Origin of the sequence: Pseudomonas lundensis (genome assembly GCF_015377145.2) — a bacterium.
Taxonomy (GTDB): domain Bacteria; phylum Pseudomonadota; class Gammaproteobacteria; order Pseudomonadales; family Pseudomonadaceae; genus Aquipseudomonas; species Aquipseudomonas lundensis.
The window spans coordinates 1866402-1891130 of the sequence record NZ_CP062158.2 but is presented as its reverse complement, the minus strand read 5'-3'; the positions used below and the strand labels follow the sequence as shown (position 1 = coordinate 1891130).

The window sequence follows — 24729 nt, the reverse complement described above, 5'->3', positions numbered from 1 at the left end:
CTTCTGACTGCGGCCGGCACGCACTGGTCGCGGCATTTTTCCACTGCCGTGGGACGCACTAATGAGCAATCAGATTCCAGTACACGATGTAACGCCACCTGCCAAGAAGGCACCTGAAAGCGTCAACCTCTATGCTGCCCGGGAAAAAATCTACACCCGCGCATTCACCGGTTTGTTCCGCAATTTACGAATGGTCGGGGGGGCTGTGCTGTTTTTGCTGTACTTCGGCACTGTCTGGCTTAACTGGGGCGGCCACCAGGCTGTCTGGTGGAACCTTCCGGAACGTAAATTCTTCATTTTTGGCGCCACCTTCTGGCCACAGGATTTCATCCTGCTGTCGGGCTTGCTGATCGTCGCCGCCTTCGGCCTGTTCTTCATTACTGTGTACGCCGGGCGTGTGTGGTGTGGCTATACCTGCCCGCAGAGCGTGTGGACCTGGGTCTTCATGTGGTGCGAAAAAGTCACTGAAGGTGACCGCAACCAGCGCATCAAACTCGACAAAGCGCCGATGAGCGCCAACAAGTTCGTGCGCAAGCTCAGCAAGCACAGCCTGTGGCTGCTGATCGGCTTTGTCACTGGCATGACCTTTGTCGGCTACTTCTCCCCCATTCGCGAACTGGTGATCGATTTCTTCACCGGTCAGGCCGATGGCTGGGCGTATTTCTGGGTCGGTTTCTTCACCCTCGCCACCTACGGCAACGCCGGGTGGCTGCGCGAACAAGTGTGCATTTACATGTGCCCGTATGCGCGCTTCCAGAGCGTGATGTTCGACAAAGACACGCTGATTGTTTCCTACGACCCGCGTCGCGGTGAAGTCCGTGGCCCGCGTAAAAAGGACGCAGACTACAAGGCTCAAGGCCTGGGCGACTGCATTGACTGCACCATGTGCGTGCAGGTGTGCCCGACCGGGATCGACATCCGTGACGGCCTGCAGATCGAATGCATCGGCTGTGCGGCCTGCATCGACGCCTGCGACAGCATCATGGACAAGATGAACTACCCGCGCGGCCTCATCAGCTACACCACCGAGCACAACTTGTCCGGGCAAAAAACCCATAAGTTGCGCCCTCGCCTGATCGGTTATGCGCTGGTGCTACTGACGATGATGGGCCTGCTGGCTGCTGCCTTCTTTACCCGCAGCCTGGTCGGGTTCGATGTCAGCAAAGACCGCGTGCTGTACCGCGAAAACGCTGAAGGCCGGATCGAAAACGTCTACAGCCTGAAGATCATGAACAAGGACCAGCACGACCACACGTACGTGCTCGATGCCACGGGTCTGCCGGACCTGAAACTGCAAGGCAGGCGCGAGATCAAGGTCGCGGCGGGCGATATCGTCAGCATGCCGGTCGAGTTGTCGATTGCCCCAGAAGCACTGCCGTCCAGTACCAACGAGGTGTATTTCATTCTCAAGGACGCGGACAACAGCGACATCAACGTAAAAGCCAAGAGCCGCTTCATCGGCCCCCAAATCAGATAAGAGAGCCTTGCCATGCCAGCACCAAAACCCTACAGCCCCTGGTACAAACACCTGTGGCCGTGGATCATCATTGCCATCCTGGCCTGCTCGGTGACGCTCACGCTGTCGATGGTCACCATCGCCGTGAACAACCCCGATCATCTGGTCAATGACAACTACTACGAGGCTGGCAAAGGCATCAACCGCTCGCTCGACCGCGAACTGCTGGGTCAGCAGCTCAACCTCAAGGCGACGTTGCACCTGGATGGCATGACCGGTGAAGTGGTGCTGCTGCTCGACGGCAACAGCCACCCGAAAACGATTGAACTGAACCTGATTTCCCCGACCCAGCCTGAAAAGGACCGCAAGGTGCCGCTGACACAGAGTGAATCGGAGCCGCGCCGTTACATCGGCCAGCTGGATGACAAGGTTGAAGGGCGCCGTTTCGTCGAGCTGCTGGGCGTTGAAGATGGCAAGACCTGGCGCCTGTTTGAGGAAGAAGAAGAAGTCGGTCACGACAAAGACCTGTTGCTGGGTGACGAGCCCCTGCAAGGCGCTGAAGTCCACTCCAAACAGTAACAACGTTGCCCGCAAGGCCGCCGTGACAGGGAAACGCGAACCCTGCCACGCTGGCCTCGCGGGCAATGATGTATGTTCAGCGCACAGCCTCGCGACAGACTGCCATGACCACTCCCGTACCCTGCTATCACTGCGCCCTGCCCGTTCCGCCCGGCAGTCGCTTCACTGCGGTCGTTCTCGGGGAAACCCGCGAGTTCTGCTGCCCCGGCTGTCAGGCCGTGGCCGAAGCCATCGTCGCCGGCGGGCTGGAAAGCTATTACCAGCACCGCAGCGAAGCCTCCGCCAACCCTGAAGCGCTGCCGGTGCAGTTGGTCGAAGAACTGGCCCTGTATGACCGCCCCGACGTGCAACAACCGTTTGTGCGGCATGAAGGCGAGCAGGCTGAAACCACCCTGCTGATTGAGGGCATCAGTTGCGCGGCCTGTGGCTGGCTGATTGAAAAACACCTGCGCCGCTTACCGGCCGTGAGTGAGGCACGGCTGAACCTGTCCAATCACCGCCTGCATGTGCGCTGGGCCGACAGCCAGTTGCCGCTGAGCGAAGTGCTCAGCGAACTGCGCCACATCGGCTATGCCGCCCACCCCTATCAGGCCGACCGCGCCACCGAACAACTGGCCAGCGAAAACCGCCTGGCCTTGCGCCAATTAGGCGTCGCCGGGCTGCTGTGGTTTCAGGCAATGATGGCAACCATGGCCACCTGGCCCGAATTCAACATCGACCTCAGCCCCGAGATGCACACCATCCTGCGCTGGGTCGCGCTGTTTCTGACCACCCCGATCGTGTTTTACAGCTGCGCGCCCTTTTTCAAAGGCGCCATGCGCGACGTGCGCACCCGACACCTGACCATGGACGTGTCGGTGTCGCTGGCCATCGGCGGTGCTTACATCGCCGGTATCTGGACTGCCATTACCGGCATTGGCGAACTGTATTTCGACGCCGTGGGCATGTTTGCGCTGTTCCTGCTGGCGGGGCGCTACCTCGAACGACGTGCCCGGGAGCGCACCGCCGCCGCCACCGCGCAGCTGGTCAATCTGCTGCCCGCCTCTTGCCTGCGCCTGAGCCCTGACGGGCAAAGCGAGCGCATCCTGCTGACCGAACTCAAGGTCGGTGACCAAGTACTGGTGCATCCCGGCTCGATCCTGCCCGCCGATGGCAAGATTCTCGACGGGCAGTCCAGCATCGACGAATCACTGCTGACCGGCGAATACCTGCCACAGCCCCGCAGCCCCGGCGACGCGGTCACGGCGGGCACGCTGAACGTCGAAGGCGCCCTGACCATTGAAGTGCTGGCCCTGGGCCAGGACACACGCCTGTCGGCCATCGTGCGCCTGCTCGACCGCGCCCAAAGCGAAAAACCGCGCCTGGCGGAAATAGCCGACAAGGCCGCGCAATGGTTTTTGCTGTTCTCGTTGCTTGCGGCGGCCGCCATCGGCGTGGTGTGGTGGCAACTGGACCCGTCCCGCGCGTTCTGGATTGTGCTGGCGATGCTGGTAGCAACCTGCCCGTGCGCCCTCTCGCTGGCGACCCCCACCGCGCTCACGGCGGCCACCGGCACGTTGCATAAGCTGGGCCTGCTGCTGACACGCGGGCACGTGATCGAAGGCTTGAACCAGATCGACACCGTGATTTTCGACAAAACCGGCACCTTGACCGAAGGCCGTCTGGCGCTGCGGGCCATTCGCCCCCTGCGCGATCTGGACAGCGACCACTGCCTGGGGCTGGCCGCTGCGCTGGAAAATCGCTCCGAGCACCCGATTGCCCGCGCTTTTGGTCGCGCGCCCCACGCCGCAGAAGAAGTGCACAGCACGCCCGGCCTGGGTCTCGAAGGGCGCGTGGGTGCGCAGCGCTTGCGCATCGGCCAGCCGGGGTTTGTCTGTGAACTGAGCGGGACGGCCGTGCCGGACATGCCGCAGGAGCCTGGCCAATGGCTGCTGCTGGGCGACGCTCAGGGGCCGCTGGCCTGGTTTGTCCTCGATGACCGCTTGCGCGCCGACGCCCCGGCGCTGCTGGCGGCCTGCAAGGCCCGGGGCTGGCGCACGCTGCTGCTGTCGGGCGACACCTCCCCGATGGTCGACAGTGTGGCGGCCGAGCTGGGGATTGATGAAGCGCGCGGCGGCCTGCGCCCCGACGACAAACTGCACGTGTTGCAGCAGTTGCATGCCCAGGGCCGCACGGTGTTGATGCTCGGTGACGGGGTCAACGACGTGCCGGTGCTGGCCGCTGCCGACATCAGCGTGGCCATGGGATCGGCCACTGACCTGGCGAAAACCAGCGCCGATGCCGTGCTGCTGTCCAATCGGCTTGAGGCATTGGTGCAAGCCTTTGGCCTTGCCCGGCGCACACGTCGGGTTATCATCGAAAACCTGTTGTGGGCAGGCCTGTACAACGGCCTGATGCTGCCCTTTGCGGCGCTGGGCTGGATTACCCCCGTATGGGCCGCCGTGGGCATGTCCATCAGTTCACTGATCGTGGTGTTGAACGCCATGCGCCTGACGCGCATGCCGAAGCCCGCCAGCCTTCAACCTACCCTCGATCCTCAGCCGATGCCGGCCTGAAACGGCCGTCCGGAGTTCTTATGCCAGCGCTTTACGTCATGATTCCCGCGGCCTTGCTGATTGTCGGGGTCGCCATTTACATCTTCTTTTGGGCGGTGGACAGCGGCCAGTACGACGACCTGGACAGCCCGGCCCACAGCATTCTGTTTGACGACCAAGACCCGCAGCACACCGCCGCCGTCGACGAGGCCAAAGGCCTGCACCCGGACGCGCCTAAAGACGACGATCAAACAGCGCCGCCCCATGCTTGAATTGGCGCCGCTGCTGGTTTCAGCCGTCATCCTCGGCCTGTTGGGCGGTGGCCATTGCCTGGGCATGTGCGGGGGGTTGATGGGCGCCCTGACCCTGGCGATTCCGAAAGAACAACGCAGCCGACGCTTCAGGTTGCTGCTGGCCTACAACCTCGGTCGAATCCTCAGCTATGCCGCAGCCGGTTTATTGCTTGGGCTCGCAGGCTGGGCCGTGGCCAATAGCCCGGCGGCGCTGTTCATGCGCATCCTCGCGGGCGTGCTACTGATTTGCATGGGCTTGTACCTGGCGGGCTGGTGGAGCGGTCTGACGCGCATTGAAAGCCTGGGGCGCGGCCTGTGGCGTCATATCCAGCCGATTGCGACGCGACTGCTGCCGGTATCGAGCCTGCCGCGCGCTTTGCTGCTGGGCGCACTCTGGGGCTGGCTGCCGTGCGGGCTGGTGTACAGCACCCTGATCTGGTCAGCCAGCCAGGGCAGCGCGACCGACAGCGCACTGTTGATGCTGGCGTTTGGCCTTGGCACGTGGCCCGTGTTGCTGGCCACGGGGCTGGCGGCCGAGCGTGTCACGGCCCTGCTGCGCAAGCGCAGCGTGCGCATGACAGGCGGCGTGCTGGTGATCCTGTTCGGCATCTGGACCCTGCCCGGCCCGCACCAGCATTGGTTAATGGGGCATTGAGCCGGGCAGCGTGACGCCCCGTGCGGTGTCAGGCTGCTACAAAGCTGCAACCACAGCTCTTGATGCAAATCAAGATGCAACAGTGACCCACCCCCTAGACTGCCGAGCATTGCCAGCCATCCCGGGGGAATGCCCGCATGCTCGACGCCATTCGTTGGGACTCAGATTTAATTCGCCGTTACGACATGGCCGGACCGCGCTATACCTCGTATCCCACAGCCATGCAGTTCAACAGCCAGGTCAGCCCGTTTGACCTGTTGCATGCGTTGCGAGAAAGCCGCAAGGCGTTGCGTCCTCTGTCGTTGTATGTGCACGTGCCGTTCTGCGCCAACATTTGCTATTACTGCGCCTGCAACAAAGTCGTGACCAAGGACCGGGGCCGCGCACAGCCCTATTTGCAACGCCTGGAGCAGGAAATCCAGCAGATCGCCTGCCACCTCGACCCCCATCAAAAGGTCGAGCAGTTGCACTTTGGCGGTGGCACGCCGACGTTCCTCAGCCATGACGAACTTCGCCAGTTAATGGCCAAGCTGCGCCAGCATTTCAACCTGCTGGACGATGACTCCGGCGACTACGGCATCGAGATCGACCCGCGCGAAGCCGACTGGTCGACCATGGGGCTGTTGCGCGAGCTGGGGTTCAATCGGGTCAGCATCGGCCTGCAAGACCTCGACCCGCAGGTACAACGGGCCGTGAACCGCTTGCAAAGCCTGGAAGAAACCCGCGCGGTGATTGACGCGGCGCGCACCCTGCAATTTCGCTCGATCAATATCGACCTGATCTACGGGCTACCGAAACAGACGCCCGAGGCATTTGCGCGCACGGTCGACGAAGTGATTAATCTGCAGCCGGATCGTTTGTCGGTGTTCAATTACGCGCACTTGCCTGAGCGCTTCATGCCACAGCGCCGGATCAATGCCAGTGATTTGCCGTCCCCTGCCGACAAGCTGCAGATGCTGCAAAACACCATCGAGCAACTGACCAAAGCCGGTTACCGCTACATCGGCATGGACCACTTCGCCCTGCCGGATGACGAACTGGCCATTGCCCAGGAAGAAGCCACGCTGCAACGCAATTTCCAGGGCTACACCACCCACGGTCATTGCGACCTGATCGGGCTCGGGGTATCGGCCATCAGCCAGATCGGCGATTTGTACTGCCAGAACAACAGCGATCTGGCGCAGTACCAGACCACGCTGGCCAGTGCCCAACTGGCCACCAGCCGCGGGCTGATCTGCAACCAGGATGACCGGATCCGCCGCGAAGTGATTCAGCAAATCATCTGCAACCTGCACTTGCCGTTTGCGCGCATCGAGCAAGCGTTCAACATCGACTTCAGGGGGTATTTCGCGGCCCAGTGGCCCGAACTGGAAGCAATGGCGCAAGACGGCCTGATCGCACTGGACAGTGACCAGTTGACCGTTCTGCCGGCGGGGCGGTTATTGGTGCGCTCGGTGTGCATGGTATTTGATGCCTACCTGGAGCAACAAAACCGCCAACGCTATTCGCGGGTTATTTAGCGGCTAACGAAGCGGCCTTGAGCGCGTCGTCGCTGCTCATGTCTTTCATGGCCTTGGCCAGGCTCGCGTTCAGCGTGATCAGACTGGCCGTCAGGCTGGAAATCTCACCCTGCAATGCCGACGCTTGAGCCTTGGCCTGTTCCGGGCTCAGGCTGCTGTTGGTCAACACTTGTTGCAGTTGCTGCTGCTTCTCGGCGATCTGCTTTTTGACGTCGCGAATCATCTTCAGCAGTTTCTGAATGTTGTCGGGCAAACCGCTGTCTTCAATGTCGCTGTTGTCAGCTTTCTGCGCCCCGGCCGCTTTCAGGGCGGCGCCCGAAATGGTGACCGACACGCCTTCAGCGGGAGTCGTGGCGTCCACGTCAAGTTTCGCGTCTTTGTCGGCTGTTTTCTGACCCTGCGTGTTCTGCACAGGCGCCGGGATGTGCAACATCCCACTTTGCCCCAGGGTTACCCCTCCCATCGACGACATCTTCCCTGCTCCGTTTATCTGCGATACCCGTTTATCGGCCAAATCCTACATTTCTTGAGCGTTCCGCCCAGAGAAGGCGCACTGGTCTGGATTCCCTTGCTGAGTTACCCTTGTAACTTATGTGTGTTTTCCCACAAGGATTAAAGAAATGTCCGAGCCAGTAAAACTGCGCGCTCATAACCAGGCACACTGCAAGGACTGCAGTCTGGCGCCTCTGTGTTTACCACTTTCATTGAATCTGGAAGATATGGACGCGCTGGATGAGATCGTCAAGCGAGGCCGCCCCCTGAAAAAAGGGGAGTTCCTGTTTCGCCAGGGCGATACGTTTGGTTCGGTGTACGCAGTCCGTTCTGGCGCGCTCAAGACCTTCAGCCTGAGTGACAGCGGCGAAGAGCAAATTACCGGCTTCCATTTGCCCAGCGAACTGGTCGGCCTCTCCGGCATGGACACAGAATCCTACCCGGTGTCAGCACAGGCGCTGGAAACCACGTCGGTGTGCGAAATCCCGTTTGAACGCCTGGACGAGCTGGCCCTGCAATTGCCGCAACTGCGTCGCCAGTTGATGCGCGTGATGAGCCGCGAAATCCGCGACGACCAACAAATGATGCTGCTGCTGTCGAAAAAGACCGCTGACGAGCGTATTGCCACGTTCCTGGTCAACCTGTCTGCCCGCTTCCGGGCCCGCGGTTTCTCGGCCAACCAGTTCCGCCTCAGCATGTCGCGCAATGAAATCGGCAACTACCTGGGCCTGGCCGTTGAAACGGTCTCGCGGGTCTTCACGCGCTTGCAGAACGACCATTTTCTGATCGCGGAAGGCAAGGAAGTCAACATCCTTGACCCGATCAAGCTGTGCGAACTGGCAGGCGGGTCTTTGGAAGGCTAAAGCCGCTATACTGGCGCGCTTTACGCACGCCAGGACACACCCACACCATGGTCTTGAACGACTTCTGCCTAAAATCGCTGATCCGCCCGGTCATTGACTTCCCCAAGCCGGGCGTGATTTTTCGCGACATTACCCCGCTGTACCAGTCCCCTCGCGCCATGCGCGTGATTGCCGATTCGTTTATCGAACGCTACGTCGAAGCCCACTTCACCCACATCGGCGCCATGGATGCACGCGGGTTTTTGATCGGATCAGTACTGGCTCACCAGCTCAACAAGCCCCTGATCCTGTTTCGAAAGCAAGGCAAACTGCCGGCGGACGTGATCGCTGAAGGCTATCAGACCGAATACGGCGAAGCGTTTTTGGAGGCGCACGCTGACAGCCTGTGCGAAGGGGATTCGTTGCTGATCGTGGATGACCTGATTGCCACAGGCGGCACGCTGATTGCGGCGGCCAATCTGGCACGGCGCATGGGGGCAACGGTCTTTGAAGCGGCGGCCATCATCGACCTGCCTGAACTGGGCGGCTCAAAGCGCCTGAATGACATCGGCATTTCGACCTTTAGCCTGACTGAGTTTTCGCTGACCGAATAAAGCGTCGCCCTTGCTGTCACGTTCGCCAGCAAGGGCGATGGGTCTCACAATGCGATGGGTTTGCGTCCGGCGAACGAATGCGCCAGCGTTCCGCCATCCACCAATTCAAGCTCGCCACCCAACGGCACGCCGTGGGCGATGCGTGACGCGATCAAACCTTTGCTGTGCAGCAGCTGCGCAATGTAATGCGCGGTGGCCTCGCCTTCGACGGTCGGGTTGGTGGCCAGGATGACCTCGGTAAAGGTGCCTTGCGATTCAATGCGCGCCATCAGTTGCGGAATGCCAATCGCCTCTGGCCCCAGGCCATCCAGCGGCGATAAATGCCCCTTGAGCACGAAATAGCGCCCGCGATACCCCGTTTGCTCCACGGCATAGACGTCCATCGGGCCTTCCACCACACACAGCAGGGTGTCATCGCGACGCAGGTCCGCGCACTGCGGGCACAGATCGTCTTCGGTCAGGGTGCGGCACAACCGGCAATGCCCTACCCCTTCCATCGCCTGACTCAACGCCAGCGCCAGACGCGAGCCACCACTGCGGTCACGCTCAAGCAACTGCAGGGCCATGCGCTGCGCGGTCTTTTGACCCACGCCCGGCAAAGTGCGCAAGGCATCAATCAGTTGGCGAATCAGGGGGCTAAAGCTCATAGGGAAAAGTCCGACAAAACAACGAGAGGCGGTTTATACCCGCCCGGTCAGGCAGCGTCAAATGCTCTCGTCACCCCCACAGCCCGCGACAGCGACGACAAAAAACGCGCAAAAAAAAGCCGGGCGCGAAGCCCGGCTTTCTCACAGCACCTTAGAACGGCAGCTTCATGCCCGGTGGCAATTGCATGCCGGCGGTCACGCCGCTCATTTTGTCCTGGCTGTTGGCTTCGATCTTGCGCACGGCGTCGTTAACGGCCGCGGCGAACAAGTCTTCCAGCACTTCACGGTCATCATCGCTCACGCCTTCCAGCAGGCTGGGGTCGATGCTCACGCGCTTGATGTCGTGACGACCGGTCATCACCACGCTCACCATATCGCCACCTGCCTTGCCGGTGACTTCTGCGTTGGCCAGTTCTTCCTGCATCTTGGCCATTTTTTCCTGCATCTGCTGCGCCTGCTTCATCAGGCCGGCCATGCCACCTTTCATCATGGGAATCACCTCAAACGGTATATGCACAATATGCCCATGGCCTTCGACCACGGGCTGTAATTTTTTATCCGCCGCTACGACGCCTGGGGCTCGACCACGTCGACAGGCTGGATCGTATCGTCACGCACGGCAGCGTCGAACTGTTCAATCATGTGTTGGACCAACGGGTCGGCATAGATCGATTCCTCCGCCAGTCGCTGACGCTCAGCGCGCAGACGGGCTGCCGCTTGCGCCGGGGTTTCCTGTTCGGGCTTGATCAGCTCGATGGTGACTTTAAGCGTGCGCTGCAAGTGCTGGTTCAGGGCATCGTTCAAACGCCGCTGCTGGGTCGCGTTAAACAACGCACTGTGCGCCGGGTCCAGGTGCAGCAGCCACTCATCCCCTTCGGCCGAGATCAGCGTGCAGTTGGCACCAATGCTTGCTGTCATCCCCGACACCGGTAATTTGGGGAACATGTTGAGCCATTCAAGGGCCAGACCGGTCGCCGGCATCGCGGCGGGCTGCGGTTCAGGCTCCGGCGCTGGCTCATGCTCGGCCGCATGCTCACTGGCCAGCTCGTCCAGATAACTGTAGGCCGCCGAGTCCATGTCCGGCTCAATGTAGTCTTCGTCCAGCGGCGGCTCGTCATCGCGGTCCATGCCTGACAGGGCCGCATCGACTTGCTCGGCGGTCGGCTCGGGGATCGGTGCGGCCGTCCACTGCGGCGCGTCGGGCACCACGCTGTCCGGGGTAGGCAATGGCATCGGCGGCAACGCGGGCGGCTCGCTGACGGTCTCCAGCACCGGCTCGGGGGCAGGCGCTTGCTCGACGACCGGCACAGCGGGCTCGTTCCACGGCAGATCGACTTCTGCGACCACAGGCGCCCGTGGCTCAACCACTGGGGCGGGGGCAGGCGTCGGGGACGGGGCAACCTGGGGTTCAGGCGCCGCGACGGGTTCCGGCACCGGTGTCGCGACCGGCGTAAGCGCAGCAGCCGTCGCCACGGCTTGAGCGGAATCAACTGTGGCCTGGCTGATCCCCACCGGCTTTAGCGGCTGACTCGGTGCGTCCCCGGTGTCGGCAGGACGAAAGGCCAACATGCGCAGCAGCACCATTTCGAAGCCGCCCCGCGGGTCGGGCGCGAGGGGTAAATCGCGGCGACCGATCAGGCCCATCTGGTAATAAAACTGCACATCTTCGGCCGGCATCGCCTGCGCCAGCGCCAACACCCGATCCCGGTCGCCGTGGCCATTGTCGACGCCTTCAGGCAATGCCTGGGCAATCGCCACGCGGTGGAACACGTTGAGGATTTCCGACAGCACGCCATTCCAGTCCGGCCCCTGCTCGGCCAAATGGCGCACGGCCTCAAGCAAGGCTTTTGCATCGCCCTGGATCAAGGCGTGAAGCAGGTCAAACACCTGGCCGTGGTCCAGCGTACCGAGCATGGCCCGCACATCCGCAGCCAGCACTTTGCCTTCACCGAACGCAATCGCCTGATCGGTCAGGCTCATGGCATCGCGCATCGACCCGTCTGCGGCACGCCCGAGCAGCCACAGGGCATCGTCTTCAAAAGGAACGTTTTCGACACTCAGCACATGGCTCAGGTGTTCAACCACGCGCTCCGGGGTCATGTTCTTGAGCGAGAACTGCAGGCAGCGCGACAAAATGGTCGCCGGCAGCTTTTGCGGGTCGGTCGTCGCCAGGATGAACTTGACGTAGGGCGGCGGCTCTTCGAGGGTTTTAAGCAGCGCATTGAACGAATGGCTGGAGAGCATGTGCACTTCGTCGATCAGGTAGACCTTGAAGCGCCCTCGGCTCGGCGCATACTGCACGTTATCGAGCAGCTCGCGGGTGTCTTCGACCTTGGTGCGGCTGGCGGCGTCGATTTCGATCAGGTCGACAAAACGGCCTTCGTCGATTTCGCGGCACACCGAACACTCGCCACACGGGGTCGAGGTGATACCTGTTTCACAGTTCAGGCATTTGGCGATGATCCGCGCAATGGTGGTCTTGCCCACGCCACGGGTACCGGTGAAAAGGTAGGCGTGGTGCAAGCGCTGACTGTCCAGGGCGTTGATCAGAGCCTTGAGCACATGGGTCTGGCCGACCATTTCGCGGAACGAGCGCGGACGCCATTTACGTGCAAGAACCTGATAACTCATTGATAACCGTCGCGTCTGAAAAGCGGAAGGCGCTAATGCTAGCGGAGCAAGGGCAAAATTGCATCCGATGTGGCCGCCTAATCTGGCTATGCTGCTGCCTGACGGGCTATTTATATCGTTTTGGCCCCCCTGCCGGAGATCTTATGCGCTGGACCCCCTTGATATTGATACTGGCCACCGTGCCCTGCCTGGCGGAACTGCCGCCCTTGCGCTTCGCCATTGCAGACAGTTGGGCGATGCCGATGGTGCGGCACGAGAACGGCCAGCCCACCGAAGGCATCCTGTTTGACGTCATGCAAAGCCTGGCTCTCCAGATTGGCTACCCGGCGCAATTTCAGGTACTGGCCCGGGCACGGGTTCAGAGCGCCATGGACCATGGCGAAGTGGATGTGCGCTGTTTTGTCACCCCCGCCTGGGTCGGCCCGAACGCCGACCAGTACCTGTGGAGCGAACCGCTGCTCGCACAACGCGATGTGCTGGTCGGCACACGCCAGCGCCCGGCGCCGGTGAATCTGCAAACCCTGGAGCGACAGTCGGTCGGTACAGTGCTCAGCTACACCTATCCTTCCCTGCAACCGTTGTTCGATGCAGGCAGGCTGCAGCGCGATGACGCCCGCAGCCAGGAACAAGTCCTGCAAATGCTGATCATCGGACGCTTCAACTATGCGGTCAGTAATCAATGGGCGGTGGACTGGATCAATAAAGACCTTAAACCGGCAGACCAACTGCACGACGTGGCGCTGGTGCAAGAGCAAATGCTCAGTTGCATGGTGCGTAACGACCCGCAGCTGCCCACGAAAAAAATCCTCAGCACCCTGTCTGCCATGCGCCAGTCCGGTGAAATAGAGCGCATCATTTCGCGTTACACCGCACCCTCGACGCTGTGACCGCTCAGGCGCAAGCGGCCTGCAACCATGCCCCGGGCGGTTCGAAACCGGCCACCCAATTGGCCACTTCGCGAATCGGCATGGGCCGCGCAATGAAATAGCCCTGCGCCACTTCGCAGCCCAGCTCCATCAGCAGGCAACCCTGCGCTTCGCTCTCCAGCCCTTCGGCAATCACGTTGCGCCCAAACGCGCGCGCCAGCCCGACCACTGCCGTGGTCAGGGCCAGGTCATCCTGATCGTGGAGGATGTCACGCACAAAGGATTTGTCGATCTTGATGGTTTCGGTCGGCAAGCGCTTGAGGTAGCTCAGCGAGGAATAGCCCGTACCGAAATCGTCCAGCGAAAAACGCACGCCTAAAGCCTGACAGGCTTTAAGGCATTGACTGACATGCTGCATGTTCTCAATGGCCGCCGACTCAATGATTTCGAGGTCCAGTTTTTCGGGCGCCACCTCCGCATACCGCCCCAGCAACACCTTAAGCCGCGCCACAAAATCCGCGCGCTGAAAGTGCCGTGCCGCAATGTTGACACTGATCGACCAGTGCGCCCCAGCCCTTTGCCATTCGTGCATTTGCCGGATTGCCTGATCGATCACCCATTCCCCGATGTCGATAATCAAGTCGGTCTGCTCGACCACCGGTAAAAAATCGCAAGGCTCAATCAGCCCTTTCTTCGGATGATGCCAACGCAACAGGCCTTCAAAACCCAGCACCTCGCCGGTACGCATGTTGACCTTGGGCTGGTAGTGCAAACACAACTCACCCGCTGCCAAGGCCTGGCGTACACGCTCGACCTGTTCGTGGGTGGCCTTGATCTCGCGCCCCTTGAGCACATCGAACACGTAATAGCGGTTGCGTCCGCTTTGCTTGGCCACGTACATGGCCTGATCGGCATGGCGCAACAGCGTGTCGGCGTCTTCGTTGTCGAGCGGGTAAAGCGTGACACCAATGCTGGCACACACACTCAGGCTGTTTTCACCCACCGTGTAGGGCCGGGAAATGGCGGTCAACACCCGCTGCATGGCCCCGTGCAGCTCATCCGCATCGCGCACATGGCGCAGGATCAGGACAAATTCGTCACCGGCCAGACGCGCCACGACATCTTCACCGCGCATGATGCTTTTTAAACGCTTGGCCACCTCGATCAGCAGCAAGTCGCCGCTGGCATGCCCATAACCGTCATTGACTGCCTTGAAGCCGTCCAGATCGAGCATGCACACTGCCAGCGGAATGCCATCGGCGCGCGAAGATTCGAGGGCCTGATTCAACAGGTCGGAGAGGTAGGCGCGGTTTGGCAAGCCAGTCAGCACATCGTGCCCCACGCGCCATTGCAGGGTGTGCAACAACTGACGCTTTTCGCTGACATCAAAACGGATCGACAAATACTTGCGCACTTGCCCGGTCGATTCATCCACCAGCGGCACCATGGTGCTGTCCACCCAGTAGACCGTGCCGTCTTTACCCCGGTTGCAGATTTCGCCTTTCCAGACCTGCCCCCGGGAAATGGTGCGCCACATGCCGACAAAGAACTCGGGCGGATGAAAACCCGAGTTCAGGATGCGATGGTTGGCCCCCAACAATTCCTCACGCGGGTAACCCGACACGTCACAGAACTGCTCGTTGACGTAGGTGATGCGCCCACTTAAATCGGTTTCAGAAAAGATCGCCGCAGCATCTACAGCTTTGCGGTACATATCGTCCATGATTCACTTCACGCCTTGCCAATTACCGATTGAAACGATCCACCAGGGCGCGAAGCCCTGTAGAGATTCGTTTGAGTTCGCCACCACGCACGACTGCCGCATTGGCGTTTTGCGCGGTATTTTGCACGGTTTGAGCAACATTGTTGATTTGGCGTGAAACATCTTCGGCCACCGAGGACTGTTCTTGCGACGCAGCGGCCATCTGCTGGCTCATGTCAGTGATGCGCTCTACGGCCTGACGAATGCCCTGCAGCGCTTCCTGCGCTTGCAGCACCTGACGCACGCCCTGCTCGGCCTCCTGAATGCCCAGACTGGCAATATTGACCGCCTCCTCGGCGCCTGTTTGCAGGTTTTCGATGATGCCCTGGATTTGCTCGGTCGACTCCCGGGTCTTGCCCGCCAGCGCCCGCACTTCATCCGCCACCACGGCAAACCCGCGCCCTTGCTCGCCTGCGCGTGCGGCCTCGATGGCGGCATTGAGTGCCAACAGGTTAGTTTGATCGGCAATCGCGCGAATCATGCTGGCAGCCAGCATGATTTCCTGGGTTTGGCCGGCCAGATTGCCCACCGCGCCATTGATTTGATTCACCGTATTGGCCAGCAATTGAATGGCGTCACGGGTGGTGCCGGCCACCAGACTGCCCTCTTGGGCCAACTGGTTCGCGGTTTTGGCCTCTACCGCCGTGTGCTGAACATGCATCGCCACCTCGGAGATCGACGCGGCCATTTCGGTCATGGCGGCCGCGGTCATGTCTGTCTCGGCACGCTGCTGCAACAAGGCGCTTTCCGTGTCGCTGGACAACTGACTGGAGTCCGTCGCCGCTTCGGCCATCTGGTTGGCCAAATCCAGCAAGCGGGTCAGTGCGGTCTTCAGACGCGCTTCTTCGCTGATCAAAATCATGTGCAACCGGGCGACAGCACCGTCGGCGTCGCTGTACACCTTGGCGCTGATCGGGTCCGAAAATGAATCCGCAGAAGCGTTGAGGATGTGCTGCAATTGCTGGCCCACACGCCGGTGCCCCCACACACCCACCCCGACAAACAGCGCGGCCGTGAGGCTTTGCGCGGCCAACGTCGGAAGCACATAAGCACTGGCAACCGACACGATGGCCGCGGTGACCGGCAGTAACAGGGCGCCCGCGGCATGGGTGAGGCGGTGCCACGCCGGCACCGCAGGCTTGCCGTCACGCAAACTCGCATAGAGCGCATCAGCCCGAGCCACCTGCTCCCGGGTGGGCTTGACCCGCACCGACTCGTACCCGACCACACGACCGCCTTCCAGAATCGGCGTGACATACGCGCTGACCCAGTAATAGTTGCCGTTTTTGCAGCGGTTCTTGACCACCCCCATCCAGCTTTTCCCGGCTTTGAGGTAGCGCCACATCAATTCGAAAACCGAGGCTGGCATGTCGGGGTGGCGAACCAGATTGTGCGTACTGCCGATCAACTCATCCTGAGTAAAACCGCTCATGGCGGCGAATTCGGCATTGCAGTAAGTGATATGGCTGTGGACATCCGTGGCTGAGATCAACCGCTGATGCTCGGGAAATGTTTGTTCGACACCGGTCACGGGAAGGTTAATGCGCACGGTAAAACTCCACCTGTGGATAGCACGCACAGGCGCGCCATGTAAGAACAGAACAACCCCAAGGCTCACCGCACATACACTTAATACGCACCGGGCAATATTAAGCAGACGTGCAACAACACCCCACATCTTTGAACAGGTGCGGGCTTGAAGAAGATCAAAAGTGGCGCAATTCTACAAAGTAATCTCAGCTTTGCAAGTAAGACGACCAGACAACAACCCGGCCCTGACCCTATGCTTTATAACAACGCATTAATTCAACAGCCCGTCACAACAGACAAATACAGAGTCCAGCGCGACAAAGAACGATGCCCGAGTTGCACGAATACCTCTCAACAACATTCGCGAAAAGCCCCGATAAAGGCCGAGCTAGAGCCATCTGCAGAGCTTTGACAACTCTAATTATTGGATCCAATAATTTTTAAGAATTGTCTTAAAGACATATTCACTTCAGCGCCCATAACATCAAGCCATTTAAATGGAAGTACAAACAATAGACGCTGAATGCCAACAACTAACACCTGTAAACGCGTCTTTAAAAGCGTATGCCCGTCATCTAAAGTCCCTGCAAGCGATTCAGGCGGCCTCATTAACTTTCTCATGGCCGCTGAAATGACTTATACAAAATCTAGACGACGCCATAAAAGACGAAAGACAAATTCGAAATATGAAAACTGAAATCTGAGCAAGTGCACTCATTAACTGTTCTTCATATCGCGTGACTCAACACCTGACTGGGCGCAAAAAAGACGGCAAAACGAACACGCACAGAAAAAAATCGCAAGGTCGTAACCGGCGTTGAGAGGAGATATAAAAAGAGGGATTCAAAATGGAGGCAACCCCACCAGCCACACCCCGGCACACAATGTTCCCGCTGTGGCTGCTTCCTTCCGGATCTGACCAGGTTCACGGGTAATCGTTGCGGAGGGACCGATAGGGTCACCATAACAACATTCGCCTAGCAGCGAACGGCGCCATTGTACCTGTCTGAAGAAAAGTTACAACCGCCTATTCAAGAATAAAAAAATGAATGGGCTCAAGTACTTGGATTACCGGGGCAGCGTCCGCGAATCTCAGGCCAGGGTCGGGCGTCCTGCGGGGGAAATCAGCAGCACGCGAATCCCTTCGAGCGACAAACACGGCTTTTTTGACCCGGCTACGCTGCCGGACGCCGCCCGGCAGCGCCTGCATAGATTTAGAGGCTGATGCCCTGCTGCGCCAGGAAGGCGACAAATGCCTGCTCATCCAGCACCTTCAGTCCCAACTCGTTAGCCTTGACCAGCTTGGACCCCGCACCCGGCCCCGCCACCACGCAATGGGTCTTGCCCGAGACCGAACCCGAGACCTTGGCGCCCAGGCTTTCGAGCTTGTCCTTGGCCACATCGCGGCTCATCAGTTCCAGCGACCCGGTCAGCACCCAGGTCTGCCCCGCCAGAGGCAAACCGGCCACGACTTTTTTCTCGCTGTGCCAGTGCATGCCGAAATCTCGCAACTGCGCCTCGATCGCCAGCGCAAGGTTTGCATTGTCGGGGTTGTCAAAAAACGCTCGCACCGCCTTGGCCTGCTTCTCCGGCAAGGCCTGGCGCATGTCGAGCCAGTCCGCATCGATCACGCCTTGCAACGAACCAAACTTGTCGGCGAGCTTTTGCGCGCCGCCCGGCCCCACAAACGGGATATGCAGTTTGTCGATCAAGCCGCCCAACGTCGCGCTCGCGGCAAATTCAGCCCCCAGATCGCCCTGATCCTGCAACTCAAGGCCGCGCTCCAGCAACTGCTGGATCACCTGCCGGTTATGTTCATCACTGAAGAAGCTGTGAATCTCATGGGCGACTTCCAGACCGACATCCGGCAAGTACGTGAGCACCTGCGGCAACGCCTGCTGGACACGCTCCAGCGAAGCCAACGAGCGCGCCAGCACTTTGGCGGTTTCCTCTCCCACGTCCGGAATGCCCAAGGCATAGATAAAGCGGGCCAGTGTCGGCCGCTTGCTGTCAGCGATGGCGGCCAGCAGGTTGTTGGTCGACAACTCGGCAAAACCCTCCAGCTCGACAATCTGATCGAAGTTCAACATGTACAGATCTGCCGGCGAACGCACCAAACCTTCGTCCACCAACTGCTCAACGCTTTTCTCGCCCAGCCCTTCAATATCCATCGCCCGGCGCGAGACAAAATGAATGATCGCCTGCTTAAGCTGAGCACCGCAGGCCAGACGACCGACGCAACGGTACACCGCGCCTTCAGTGACCGTTTCGCGGCCTTTGCTGCGCTTGATCAGCTGCGTGCGCTCGACATGCGAACCGCACACCGGGCAGTTGTGCGGAATGTGCACCGGCCGGGCATGTTTCGTACGGCGATCCAGCACCACTTGCACCACCTGCGGGATCACATCGCCAGCACGGCGAATGATCACGGTATCGCCGATCATCAACCCCAGTCGCGCCACTTCGTCCATGTTGTGCAACGTGGCGTTGGAGACCGTCACGCCCGCCACCTTCACCGGTTTCAAACGCGCCACCGGGGTCACCGCGCCGGTTCGGCCCACCTGAAACTCCACATCGAGCAGTTCGGTCAGCTCTTCCATCGCCGGGAATTTATGGGCGATGGCCCAACGCGGTTCGCGGGCACGGAACCCCAGCTCACGCTGCGAGGCCAGGCTGTTGACCTTGAACACCACGCCATCGATTTCATACGGTAGCGAAGCGCGCCGCTCACCGATGTCTCGGTAGTAATCCAGGCACTGGGCAATGCCCTTGGCCAGTTTCAGCTCATGGCTGATGGGCATGCCCCATTTTTGCAGCTGCTTGAGATTGCCGATGTGCGTATCAGCAAATTCTTCCGACACCTGGCCCAAGCCGTAACAGCAAAATTCCAGCGGACGGCTGGCGGTGATCTTCGAGTCGAGTTGCCGCAGGCTGCCCGCCGCCGCGTTACGCGGGTTCGCGAAGGTTTTGCCGCCAGCCGCCATTTGGGTTTCGTTCAGGCGCTCAAACCCGGCCTTGGACATAAACACTTCACCCCGCACCTCCAGCACGGCGGGCCAGCCACTGCCGTGCAGCTTGAGCGGGATGTTGCGCACGGTCCGCACGTTGACGCTGATGTCTTCACCCGTGGTGCCATCACCTCGCGTGGCACCGCGCACCAAATGCCCGTCCCGGTACAACAGACTGACCGCCAGGCCATCCAGCTTGGGCTCGCAGCTGTATTCGACCTCGGCACCGCCACCAAACAGGTCGCCGGAGGGCAAATCCAGCCCTTCATTGACCCGGCGGTCGAACTCGCGCATGTCCGCCTCATCGAAGGCGTTGCCCAAACTCAGCATCGGTACTTCATGGCGGACCTGCGTGAAGGCCGACAACGCAGCGCTGCCCACCCGCTGGGTCGGGGAGTCCGGCGTGACCCACTCGGGATGCTCGGCTTCCAGCGCTTTGAGCTCATGGAACAGACGATCGTATTCGGCGTCCGGGATGCTCGGCTCGTCGAGCACGTGGTAGCGATAGTTGTGCTGATCCAGTTCAGCGCGCAGCGCTAGGATTCGGTCATGGGCGGCGGTCATGGGGTGTTCTCTCACAATGCAAAAGAGCAGCCGAGGCTGCTCTTGAGTTAATTCGTTCGCGCTGGAGTGGGAGCAAACAGGCTGACTCCCACAGGGCTTAGCGTTTTTGAGTCAATGCGCGACGTTCAAATTCAACGATGCGCTGGCGGTAATGCTCGATGGTTTGCGCCGTCAACACGCTGCGCTGGTCATCTTTGAGCTCGCCGTTCAATTCCTGCGACAGCTTGCGCGCCGCGGCCACCATCACATCAAACGCCTGCTTGGGATGACGCGGCCCCGGCAGCCCCAGGAAGAAGCTCACGGCAGGCGTACTGAACAGGTCGATATCGTCCAGATCGAATACACCCGGCTTCACAGCGTTGGCCATCGAAAACAGCACTTCGCCATTGCCGGCCATGCTTTCGTGGCGGTGGAAAATATCCATCTCGCCAAAGCGCAGGCCGCTTTCCAGAATGTTCTGCAACAGGGCTGGCCCCTTGAAGCCCGCCGGGTCGCGGCTGATGACACTAATGACCAGCACTTCTTCTGCCGCTTGCGGCGCTTCTTTCTCTTCAGCCACTGCCGATACCGACGGGCTGGCCGTGGCACGACCGCGGGCCGGTTTGGATTCTGCCGGGAAGTCATCACGGGCGGCGCTGAGGCTCGGGCCGTCGTCTTCCAGGTCCAGATTGAGGTTCAAGTCGCCCTGGCTTGGCTCGCTGCCACGCTTGCCGCGCTTGGCGCCTTTCTCACGAGGCGGCATGCTCACCGATGGCAGGTCGTGCTCATCAAGTTGCGGCTCTTTGTGATGCGGGGTGTCCAGCACTCGCGGGGGCCCGAGCAACTCGGCGCTGGCCTCCTCTTCGTCGGGCAGGTTTGAGAAGCTTCGATCAAGACGAAACTTGAGCTTGCCTTTGCCACCGCGCATGCGGCGCCAGCCATCAAAAAGAATACCGGCGATGACCACTATGCCGATGACGATCAGCCACTCGCGCAGACCGATTTCCATGTAATCCCGTGCCCCTAAAAAATGATTCTATGAAGAAGAGCCTAAAGCCCTTTAAAACGTGGCGCCAACTCTATGTTCTGAATGGCGTTTTACCCACGTATAAAAAAATTAGACGCTAAATTAGCACGACCAAAGATAACTTTACACCGTCTGTCGCATTGAGCTATGCCGAAGCCCTACAAGCATGCAAACCAAATCGGTCAACTCTTTGGGAAATATCTTACACAAAGATTTTTTTGTCCCTCTTTGCTTATAGCTCAAGCATCCACCATTGCCATGGCCTCCTCGACATCAACCGCCACCAGACGCGAACAACCGGGCTCGTGCATCGTCACCCCCATCAACTGATCGGCCATTTCCATGGCGATTTTGTTGTGGGTGATGTAGATGAACTGCACCGTCTGTGACATCTCTTTAACCAGACGGGCATAACGCCCTACGTTCGCATCATCAAGCGGCGCATCCACTTCATCGAGCATGCAAAACGGTGCCGGATTCAACTTGAAGATGGCAAAAACCAGCGCCAGCGCAGTCAATGCCTTCTCACCACCGGACAACAAATGGATGGTGCTGTTCTTCTTGCCTGGCGGCCGCGCCATGATCGTTACCCCTGTATCGAGTAAATCTTCGCCCGTCAGTTCCAAGTAAGCGCTGCCGCCACCGAAAACTTTTGGGAAAAGTGCCTGTAATCCACCATTTATCTGATCAAAGGTGTCTTTGAAACGGCTGCGGGTTTCTTTGTCGATCTTGCGAATGACGTTTTCCAGCGTCTCAAGTGCTTCAACCAAATCCGCATCTTGAGCATCCAGATAGCGTTTGCGTTCGGACTGCTGCTGGTACTCATCGATGGCCGCCAGGTTGATCGCCCCCAAGCGCTGAATTCGTGCGCCAATGCGCTCCAGCTCTTCTTCGGCCTGCTGCTCGTTCAACTCGCTGCTCAAGGTGGCCAGCACGCCGTGCAGGTCATAGCCATCGGCCAGCAATTGGTCTTGCAACGCGGTGCGCCGCACGGTCAGCGCTTGCCATTCCATGCGCTGCTGTTCGAGCTGGCCGCGAATCAGTTGCGATTGTTGCTCGGCCTGATTTCGGCGTTTTTCGGCCTCGCGCAATTCGCGGTCGGCGTCTTCAAGGGCGGTTTGCGCGACCTTGAGCTCTTCATCCACGCTCAGGCGTTTATCGAGCAATTCTTCGAGCTTCAGACGCAGCTCTTCCAGAGGCGCCTCGCCCTCTTCCAGGTTCAGCGAAAGTTGCTCGCGTTTTTCGGCCAGTCGCTCCGACTGCAACTCCAGACGTTCAAGGGCCTGACGCGTGGAATCGTGCTGCGCCTTGAGCGACCCCAGCCGAACGGCCAACTGATGAGCATGATCCTTGTGCTGACGAGCGTCCTGACGCACCCGGTCCAGACGCTCACGCAAGCTGTCGCGCCGGGCCAGTAACAACTCGCGTTGCTCGGTATCGGTGGCCATGGCGTCCAGCGCTTCCTGCAATTGCAGGCGCGCTTCACCCACCTGCTCATGCTCCAGGGCGCGCTGCTCAGCCAATTCAGCCAACTCTTCATCCAGACGACGACGGCGCAGGGTCAATTGCTCGACCTTGGCTTTACTGGCCGAAAGCCTGGCTTTGATCTCACCCTGTTGACGCGCTTCATCCTGCAAACGCCGACGCACCTGCTCACGGGCTTCTTCCTGGGTCAGTTGCTGCTCGCGCAAGCGCTGTAACTGCTCCTCAAGGGTTGCCAACGTGGCTTCGCGCTCATCGCGCTCATGCTCCAGACGCTGTATTTCCTGGCCGCGAGCCAGCACCCCGCTTTCCGCTTCACTGGCACGGCGCACGCGCAAAAACGTGCGCCCCACCCAAAAACCATCGCGACTGATCAGGCTCTGCCCTTCAGCCAGCTGCGGGCGCAAGGCCAGCGCCTGTTCAAGGGTGTCGACCGGCTTGACCCGCCCCAGCCAGGGTGCAAGGTCGAAATCCGATTCAACCTTGTCAAGCAAACTGCCTGCTTCAGCCTGGCCGGGCGTGCCGGCACTGAACAGGCGCAAATCGCCCTGAGTAAAGCCGGCCAGATCGAGCGGGGCAAAATCGTCAACCAGCACCGCTTGCAGGTCGGCGCCCAGCACGGTTTCAACCGCCAGTTCCCAGCCCGGCTCAACGCGCAAGCCCTCAGCCAGACGCGGTTGCTGGTTGAGTTGATGCGCACGCAGCCATTCACCCGTGCCGGTGCCCGGATCGAGGGCCGCCTGTTGCAAGGCTTCCAGTGATGCCAAACGGCCATTAAGCCGCTGCAATTCGCCCTGAGCCTGTTGCTGACGGTGGGTCGCCTGCTGCAAGTCGTGGCGCACCTGCTCCAGACGCTCGACGAGCTGCTCTTCAGTGCCCTGCAGCTCTTCGTGGGTCAGCTCGCTGGTGGCCAGTAATTCGCTCAACGCCAGAATGGCCGCATCTTCAGGGTCGGCCGCGAGCAAGGCACGCTCTTCAGCCAGTCGACGCTGGCGCTCGGCCACGCGCTCCATGCTGGTTTCCAGTTGCTGAATCCGCGCCTGCAAGACTTCAGATTGACGCTGCGGCTCGGCGCTGCGCAGGTTGAAGGCATCCCACTGCTCTTGCCAGGCCTGCATGGTGACTTCGGATTCTTCGAGCGCCGCACCCGCCTCTTCGGCGGCGGCACTGGTGAGCGCCTGCTCGGGTTCGAGCATCGCCAGTTCTTCACCCAGCGTGGCCAGCAGCGTGCGGTCGTGCCCCAAGTGCGATTCGGTTTCAAGGCGCGAACGCTCAGCTTCACGCAAATCGTCCTGCAACTGGCGCAAGCGTTGCTGACCGTGCTGAATGCTCTGCTCGACGCGGGCAATGTCGCCCCCCACGGAGTAGAAACGGCCCTGCACCAGATTGAAGCGCTCTGACAGATCATGGTGCCCGTCGCGCAGACGCTCGATGCTCGCATCGGCATTACGCTGCTCGGCCACCAGGGCTTCGAAGCTGACTTCCTGATTACCGATGACCGCTTCGCGCTGGCCAACCTGTTCGTTCAGGGCCTGCCAGCGCAGCGCCGACAGTTGCGCCTTGAGCTGACGCTCCTCGGCTTTGTATTCCTGATACTTCTCCGCCGCCTGGGCCTGACGGTGCAAGCGCTCCAACTGACGCCCCAACTCTTCACGCAGGTCAGTGAGGCGGGCGAGGTTTTCGTGGGTGCGGCGGATGCGGTTTTCGGTCTCGCGGCGGCGCTCCTTGTACTTGGAGATTCCCGCTGCTTCTTCGATAAAGTTACGCAGGTCTTCGGGCTTGGACTCGATCAGTTTCGAGATCATGCCCTGCTCGATGATCGAGTAGCTGCGCGGTCCCAAGCCGGTGCCGAGGAAGATGTCGGTGATGTCACGGCGTCGGCACTTGGTGCCATTGAGGTAATACGTGGTCTGGCTGTCGCGGGTCACTTTGCGCCGGATCGAAATCTCGGCGTAGGCCGCGTACTCGCCCAGCAGCGTACCGTCGGAGTTATCAAACACCAGCTCGATGCTCGCCTGACTCACGGGCTTGCGGCTGGTGGAGCCATTGAAGATGACATCGGTCATCGACTCGCCGCGCAAGTTCTTGGCCGAGCTTTCGCCCATCACCCAGCGCACGGCGTCGATGATGTTCGATTTGCCGCAGCCATTGGGGCCGACCACCGCCGCCATGTTGCTCGGAAAGTTAACCGTTGTCGGGTCGACGAACGACTTGAAACCGGCCAGCTTGATGCACTTGAGCCGCACGC

18 protein-coding genes, 1 other RNA gene and 1 pseudogene are annotated in these 24729 nt (G+C 60.2%); 9 read left to right on the top strand and 11 right to left on the bottom strand.

Going from position 1 to position 24729, the window contains the following annotated elements; translation table 11 throughout:
* Positions 1-61: 61 nt before the first annotated feature.
* The 6 genes from ccoG to hemN all read left to right on the top strand — a co-directional run bounded on the left by ccoG (position 62) and on the right by hemN (position 7037).
* Positions 62-1477 (top strand): cytochrome c oxidase accessory protein CcoG, encoded by a 1416-nt coding sequence (gene ccoG, locus IF654_RS08985; protein WP_047275235.1) that lies wholly within the window; start codon positions 62-64, stop codon positions 1475-1477.
* 12 nt (positions 1478-1489) lie between these two features.
* Complete coding sequence (locus IF654_RS08980) at positions 1490-2035, top strand: FixH family protein (protein ID WP_047280410.1); 546 nt, start codon at positions 1490-1492, stop codon at positions 2033-2035.
* A gap of 104 nt (positions 2036-2139) precedes the next feature.
* The gene (locus tag IF654_RS08975; RefSeq protein ID WP_094988103.1) at positions 2140-4590 is read left to right on the top strand and encodes a heavy metal translocating P-type ATPase; all 2451 of its coding nucleotides are present in this window, start codon (positions 2140-2142) and stop codon (positions 4588-4590) included.
* Between the two features lie 20 nt (positions 4591-4610).
* Entirely contained in the window at positions 4611-4841 is a 231-nt protein-coding gene (gene ccoS, locus IF654_RS08970) for a cbb3-type cytochrome oxidase assembly protein CcoS (RefSeq protein ID WP_047275241.1), read from the top strand.
* Positions 4834-5517, top strand: a complete 684-nt coding sequence (locus tag IF654_RS08965) for a sulfite exporter TauE/SafE family protein (protein ID WP_047275243.1) — start codon at positions 4834-4836, stop codon at positions 5515-5517. The genes ccoS and IF654_RS08965 overlap by 8 nt, the downstream gene beginning before the upstream one ends.
* Before the next feature lie 137 nt (positions 5518-5654).
* On the top strand, positions 5655-7037 hold the full coding sequence (hemN, locus tag IF654_RS08960; protein ID WP_047280412.1) for an oxygen-independent coproporphyrinogen III oxidase: 1383 nt from the start codon (positions 5655-5657) through the stop codon (positions 7035-7037).
* Here hemN and IF654_RS08955 read toward each other — a convergent pair.
* Positions 7030-7470: a hypothetical protein gene (locus tag IF654_RS08955; RefSeq protein ID WP_047275380.1), complete on the bottom strand. Its 441-nt coding sequence runs from the start codon at positions 7468-7470 to the stop codon at positions 7030-7032. The two genes, hemN and IF654_RS08955, sit on opposite strands and share 8 nt — an antisense overlap.
* Positions 7471-7657: 187 nt before the next feature.
* Between IF654_RS08955 and fnr the strand changes: the two genes are divergently transcribed.
* A complete protein-coding gene (fnr, locus tag IF654_RS08950) occupies positions 7658-8392 on the top strand; it encodes a fumarate/nitrate reduction transcriptional regulator Fnr (RefSeq protein WP_047282561.1) in 735 nt (244 codons plus the stop codon).
* 47 nt (positions 8393-8439) lie between these two features.
* A complete protein-coding gene (locus tag IF654_RS08945) occupies positions 8440-8985 on the top strand; it encodes an adenine phosphoribosyltransferase (protein ID WP_094988104.1) in 546 nt (181 codons plus the stop codon).
* A gap of 44 nt (positions 8986-9029) precedes the next feature.
* Here IF654_RS08945 and recR read toward each other — a convergent pair whose 3' ends face one another.
* From recR to dnaX, 3 genes are all read right to left on the bottom strand, one after another.
* The gene (gene recR / locus IF654_RS08940; protein ID WP_047275252.1) at positions 9030-9632 is read right to left on the bottom strand and encodes a recombination mediator RecR; all 603 of its coding nucleotides are present in this window, start codon (positions 9630-9632) and stop codon (positions 9030-9032) included.
* Between the two features lie 151 nt (positions 9633-9783).
* Positions 9784-10122, bottom strand: coding sequence for a YbaB/EbfC family nucleoid-associated protein (locus IF654_RS08935; protein WP_017527493.1), 339 nt, complete (start codon positions 10120-10122; stop codon positions 9784-9786).
* Positions 10123-10196: 74 nt separating this feature from the next.
* On the bottom strand, positions 10197-12263 hold the full coding sequence (dnaX, locus tag IF654_RS08930) for a DNA polymerase III subunit gamma/tau (RefSeq protein WP_169835798.1): 2067 nt from the start codon (positions 12261-12263) through the stop codon (positions 10197-10199).
* A gap of 143 nt (positions 12264-12406) precedes the next feature.
* Here dnaX and IF654_RS08925 point away from each other — a divergent pair, with 143 nt between their 5' ends.
* The gene (locus IF654_RS08925) at positions 12407-13150 is read left to right on the top strand and encodes a substrate-binding periplasmic protein (protein WP_094987887.1); all 744 of its coding nucleotides are present in this window, start codon (positions 12407-12409) and stop codon (positions 13148-13150) included.
* Positions 13151-13154: 4 nt separating this feature from the next.
* Here the strand turns inward: IF654_RS08925 and IF654_RS08920 are convergent, their stop codons facing one another.
* The 7 genes and pseudogenes from IF654_RS08920 to smc all read right to left on the bottom strand — a co-directional run bounded on the left by IF654_RS08920 (position 13155) and on the right by smc (position 24727).
* The gene (locus tag IF654_RS08920; protein WP_094987888.1) at positions 13155-14852 is read right to left on the bottom strand and encodes a putative bifunctional diguanylate cyclase/phosphodiesterase; all 1698 of its coding nucleotides are present in this window, start codon (positions 14850-14852) and stop codon (positions 13155-13157) included.
* 22 nt (positions 14853-14874) lie between these two features.
* A complete protein-coding gene (locus IF654_RS08915; protein ID WP_405627802.1) occupies positions 14875-15936 on the bottom strand; it encodes a methyl-accepting chemotaxis protein in 1062 nt (353 codons plus the stop codon).
* Positions 15937-16158: 222 nt separating this feature from the next.
* A pseudogene (locus IF654_RS23255) lies at positions 16159-16569 on the bottom strand (PAS domain-containing protein); the annotation flags it as partial.
* 710 nt (positions 16570-17279) lie between these two features.
* Positions 17280-17376, bottom strand: an RNA gene (ffs, locus tag IF654_RS08910) — signal recognition particle sRNA small type.
* Between the two features lie 259 nt (positions 17377-17635).
* Positions 17636-19993 carry an NAD-dependent DNA ligase LigA gene (gene ligA, locus IF654_RS08905; protein WP_094987890.1) on the bottom strand — a complete coding sequence of 786 codons (2358 nt, stop codon included), beginning with the start codon at positions 19991-19993 and terminating at the stop codon, positions 17636-17638.
* Positions 19994-20090: 97 nt separating this feature from the next.
* The gene (gene zipA, locus IF654_RS08900) at positions 20091-20981 is read right to left on the bottom strand and encodes a cell division protein ZipA (protein ID WP_095022771.1); all 891 of its coding nucleotides are present in this window, start codon (positions 20979-20981) and stop codon (positions 20091-20093) included.
* Between the two features lie 257 nt (positions 20982-21238).
* The gene (gene smc / locus IF654_RS08895; RefSeq protein WP_094987892.1) at positions 21239-24727 is read right to left on the bottom strand and encodes a chromosome segregation protein SMC; all 3489 of its coding nucleotides are present in this window, start codon (positions 24725-24727) and stop codon (positions 21239-21241) included.
* Positions 24728-24729: the final 2 nt, after the last annotated feature.

Bases quoted from the DNA above. Each gene is read 5' to 3' on its own strand.
- ccoG (WP_047275235.1), top strand. From the start codon at position 62: ATGAGCAATCAGATTCCAGTACACGATGTAACGCCACCTGCCAAGAAG.
- IF654_RS08980 (WP_047280410.1), top strand. From the start codon at position 1,490: ATGCCAGCACCAAAACCCTACAGCCCCTGGTACAAACACCTGTGGCCG.
- IF654_RS08975 (WP_094988103.1), top strand. From the start codon at position 2,140: ATGACCACTCCCGTACCCTGCTATCACTGCGCCCTGCCCGTTCCGCCC.
- ccoS (WP_047275241.1), top strand. From the start codon at position 4,611: ATGCCAGCGCTTTACGTCATGATTCCCGCGGCCTTGCTGATTGTCGGG.
- IF654_RS08965 (WP_047275243.1), top strand. From the start codon at position 4,834: ATGCTTGAATTGGCGCCGCTGCTGGTTTCAGCCGTCATCCTCGGCCTG.
- hemN (WP_047280412.1), top strand. From the start codon at position 5,655: ATGCTCGACGCCATTCGTTGGGACTCAGATTTAATTCGCCGTTACGAC.
- IF654_RS08955 (WP_047275380.1), bottom strand. From the start codon at position 7,470: ATGTTGCACATCCCGGCGCCTGTGCAGAACACGCAGGGTCAGAAAACA.
- fnr (WP_047282561.1), top strand. From the start codon at position 7,658: ATGTCCGAGCCAGTAAAACTGCGCGCTCATAACCAGGCACACTGCAAG.
- IF654_RS08945 (WP_094988104.1), top strand. From the start codon at position 8,440: ATGGTCTTGAACGACTTCTGCCTAAAATCGCTGATCCGCCCGGTCATT.
- recR (WP_047275252.1), bottom strand. From the start codon at position 9,632: ATGAGCTTTAGCCCCCTGATTCGCCAACTGATTGATGCCTTGCGCACT.
- IF654_RS08935 (WP_017527493.1), bottom strand. From the start codon at position 10,122: ATGATGAAAGGTGGCATGGCCGGCCTGATGAAGCAGGCGCAGCAGATG.
- dnaX (WP_169835798.1), bottom strand. From the start codon at position 12,263: ATGAGTTATCAGGTTCTTGCACGTAAATGGCGTCCGCGCTCGTTCCGC.
- IF654_RS08925 (WP_094987887.1), top strand. From the start codon at position 12,407: ATGCGCTGGACCCCCTTGATATTGATACTGGCCACCGTGCCCTGCCTG.
- IF654_RS08920 (WP_094987888.1), bottom strand. From the start codon at position 14,852: ATGGACGATATGTACCGCAAAGCTGTAGATGCTGCGGCGATCTTTTCT.
- ligA (WP_094987890.1), bottom strand. From the start codon at position 19,993: ATGACCGCCGCCCATGACCGAATCCTAGCGCTGCGCGCTGAACTGGAT.
- zipA (WP_095022771.1), bottom strand. From the start codon at position 20,981: ATGGAAATCGGTCTGCGCGAGTGGCTGATCGTCATCGGCATAGTGGTC.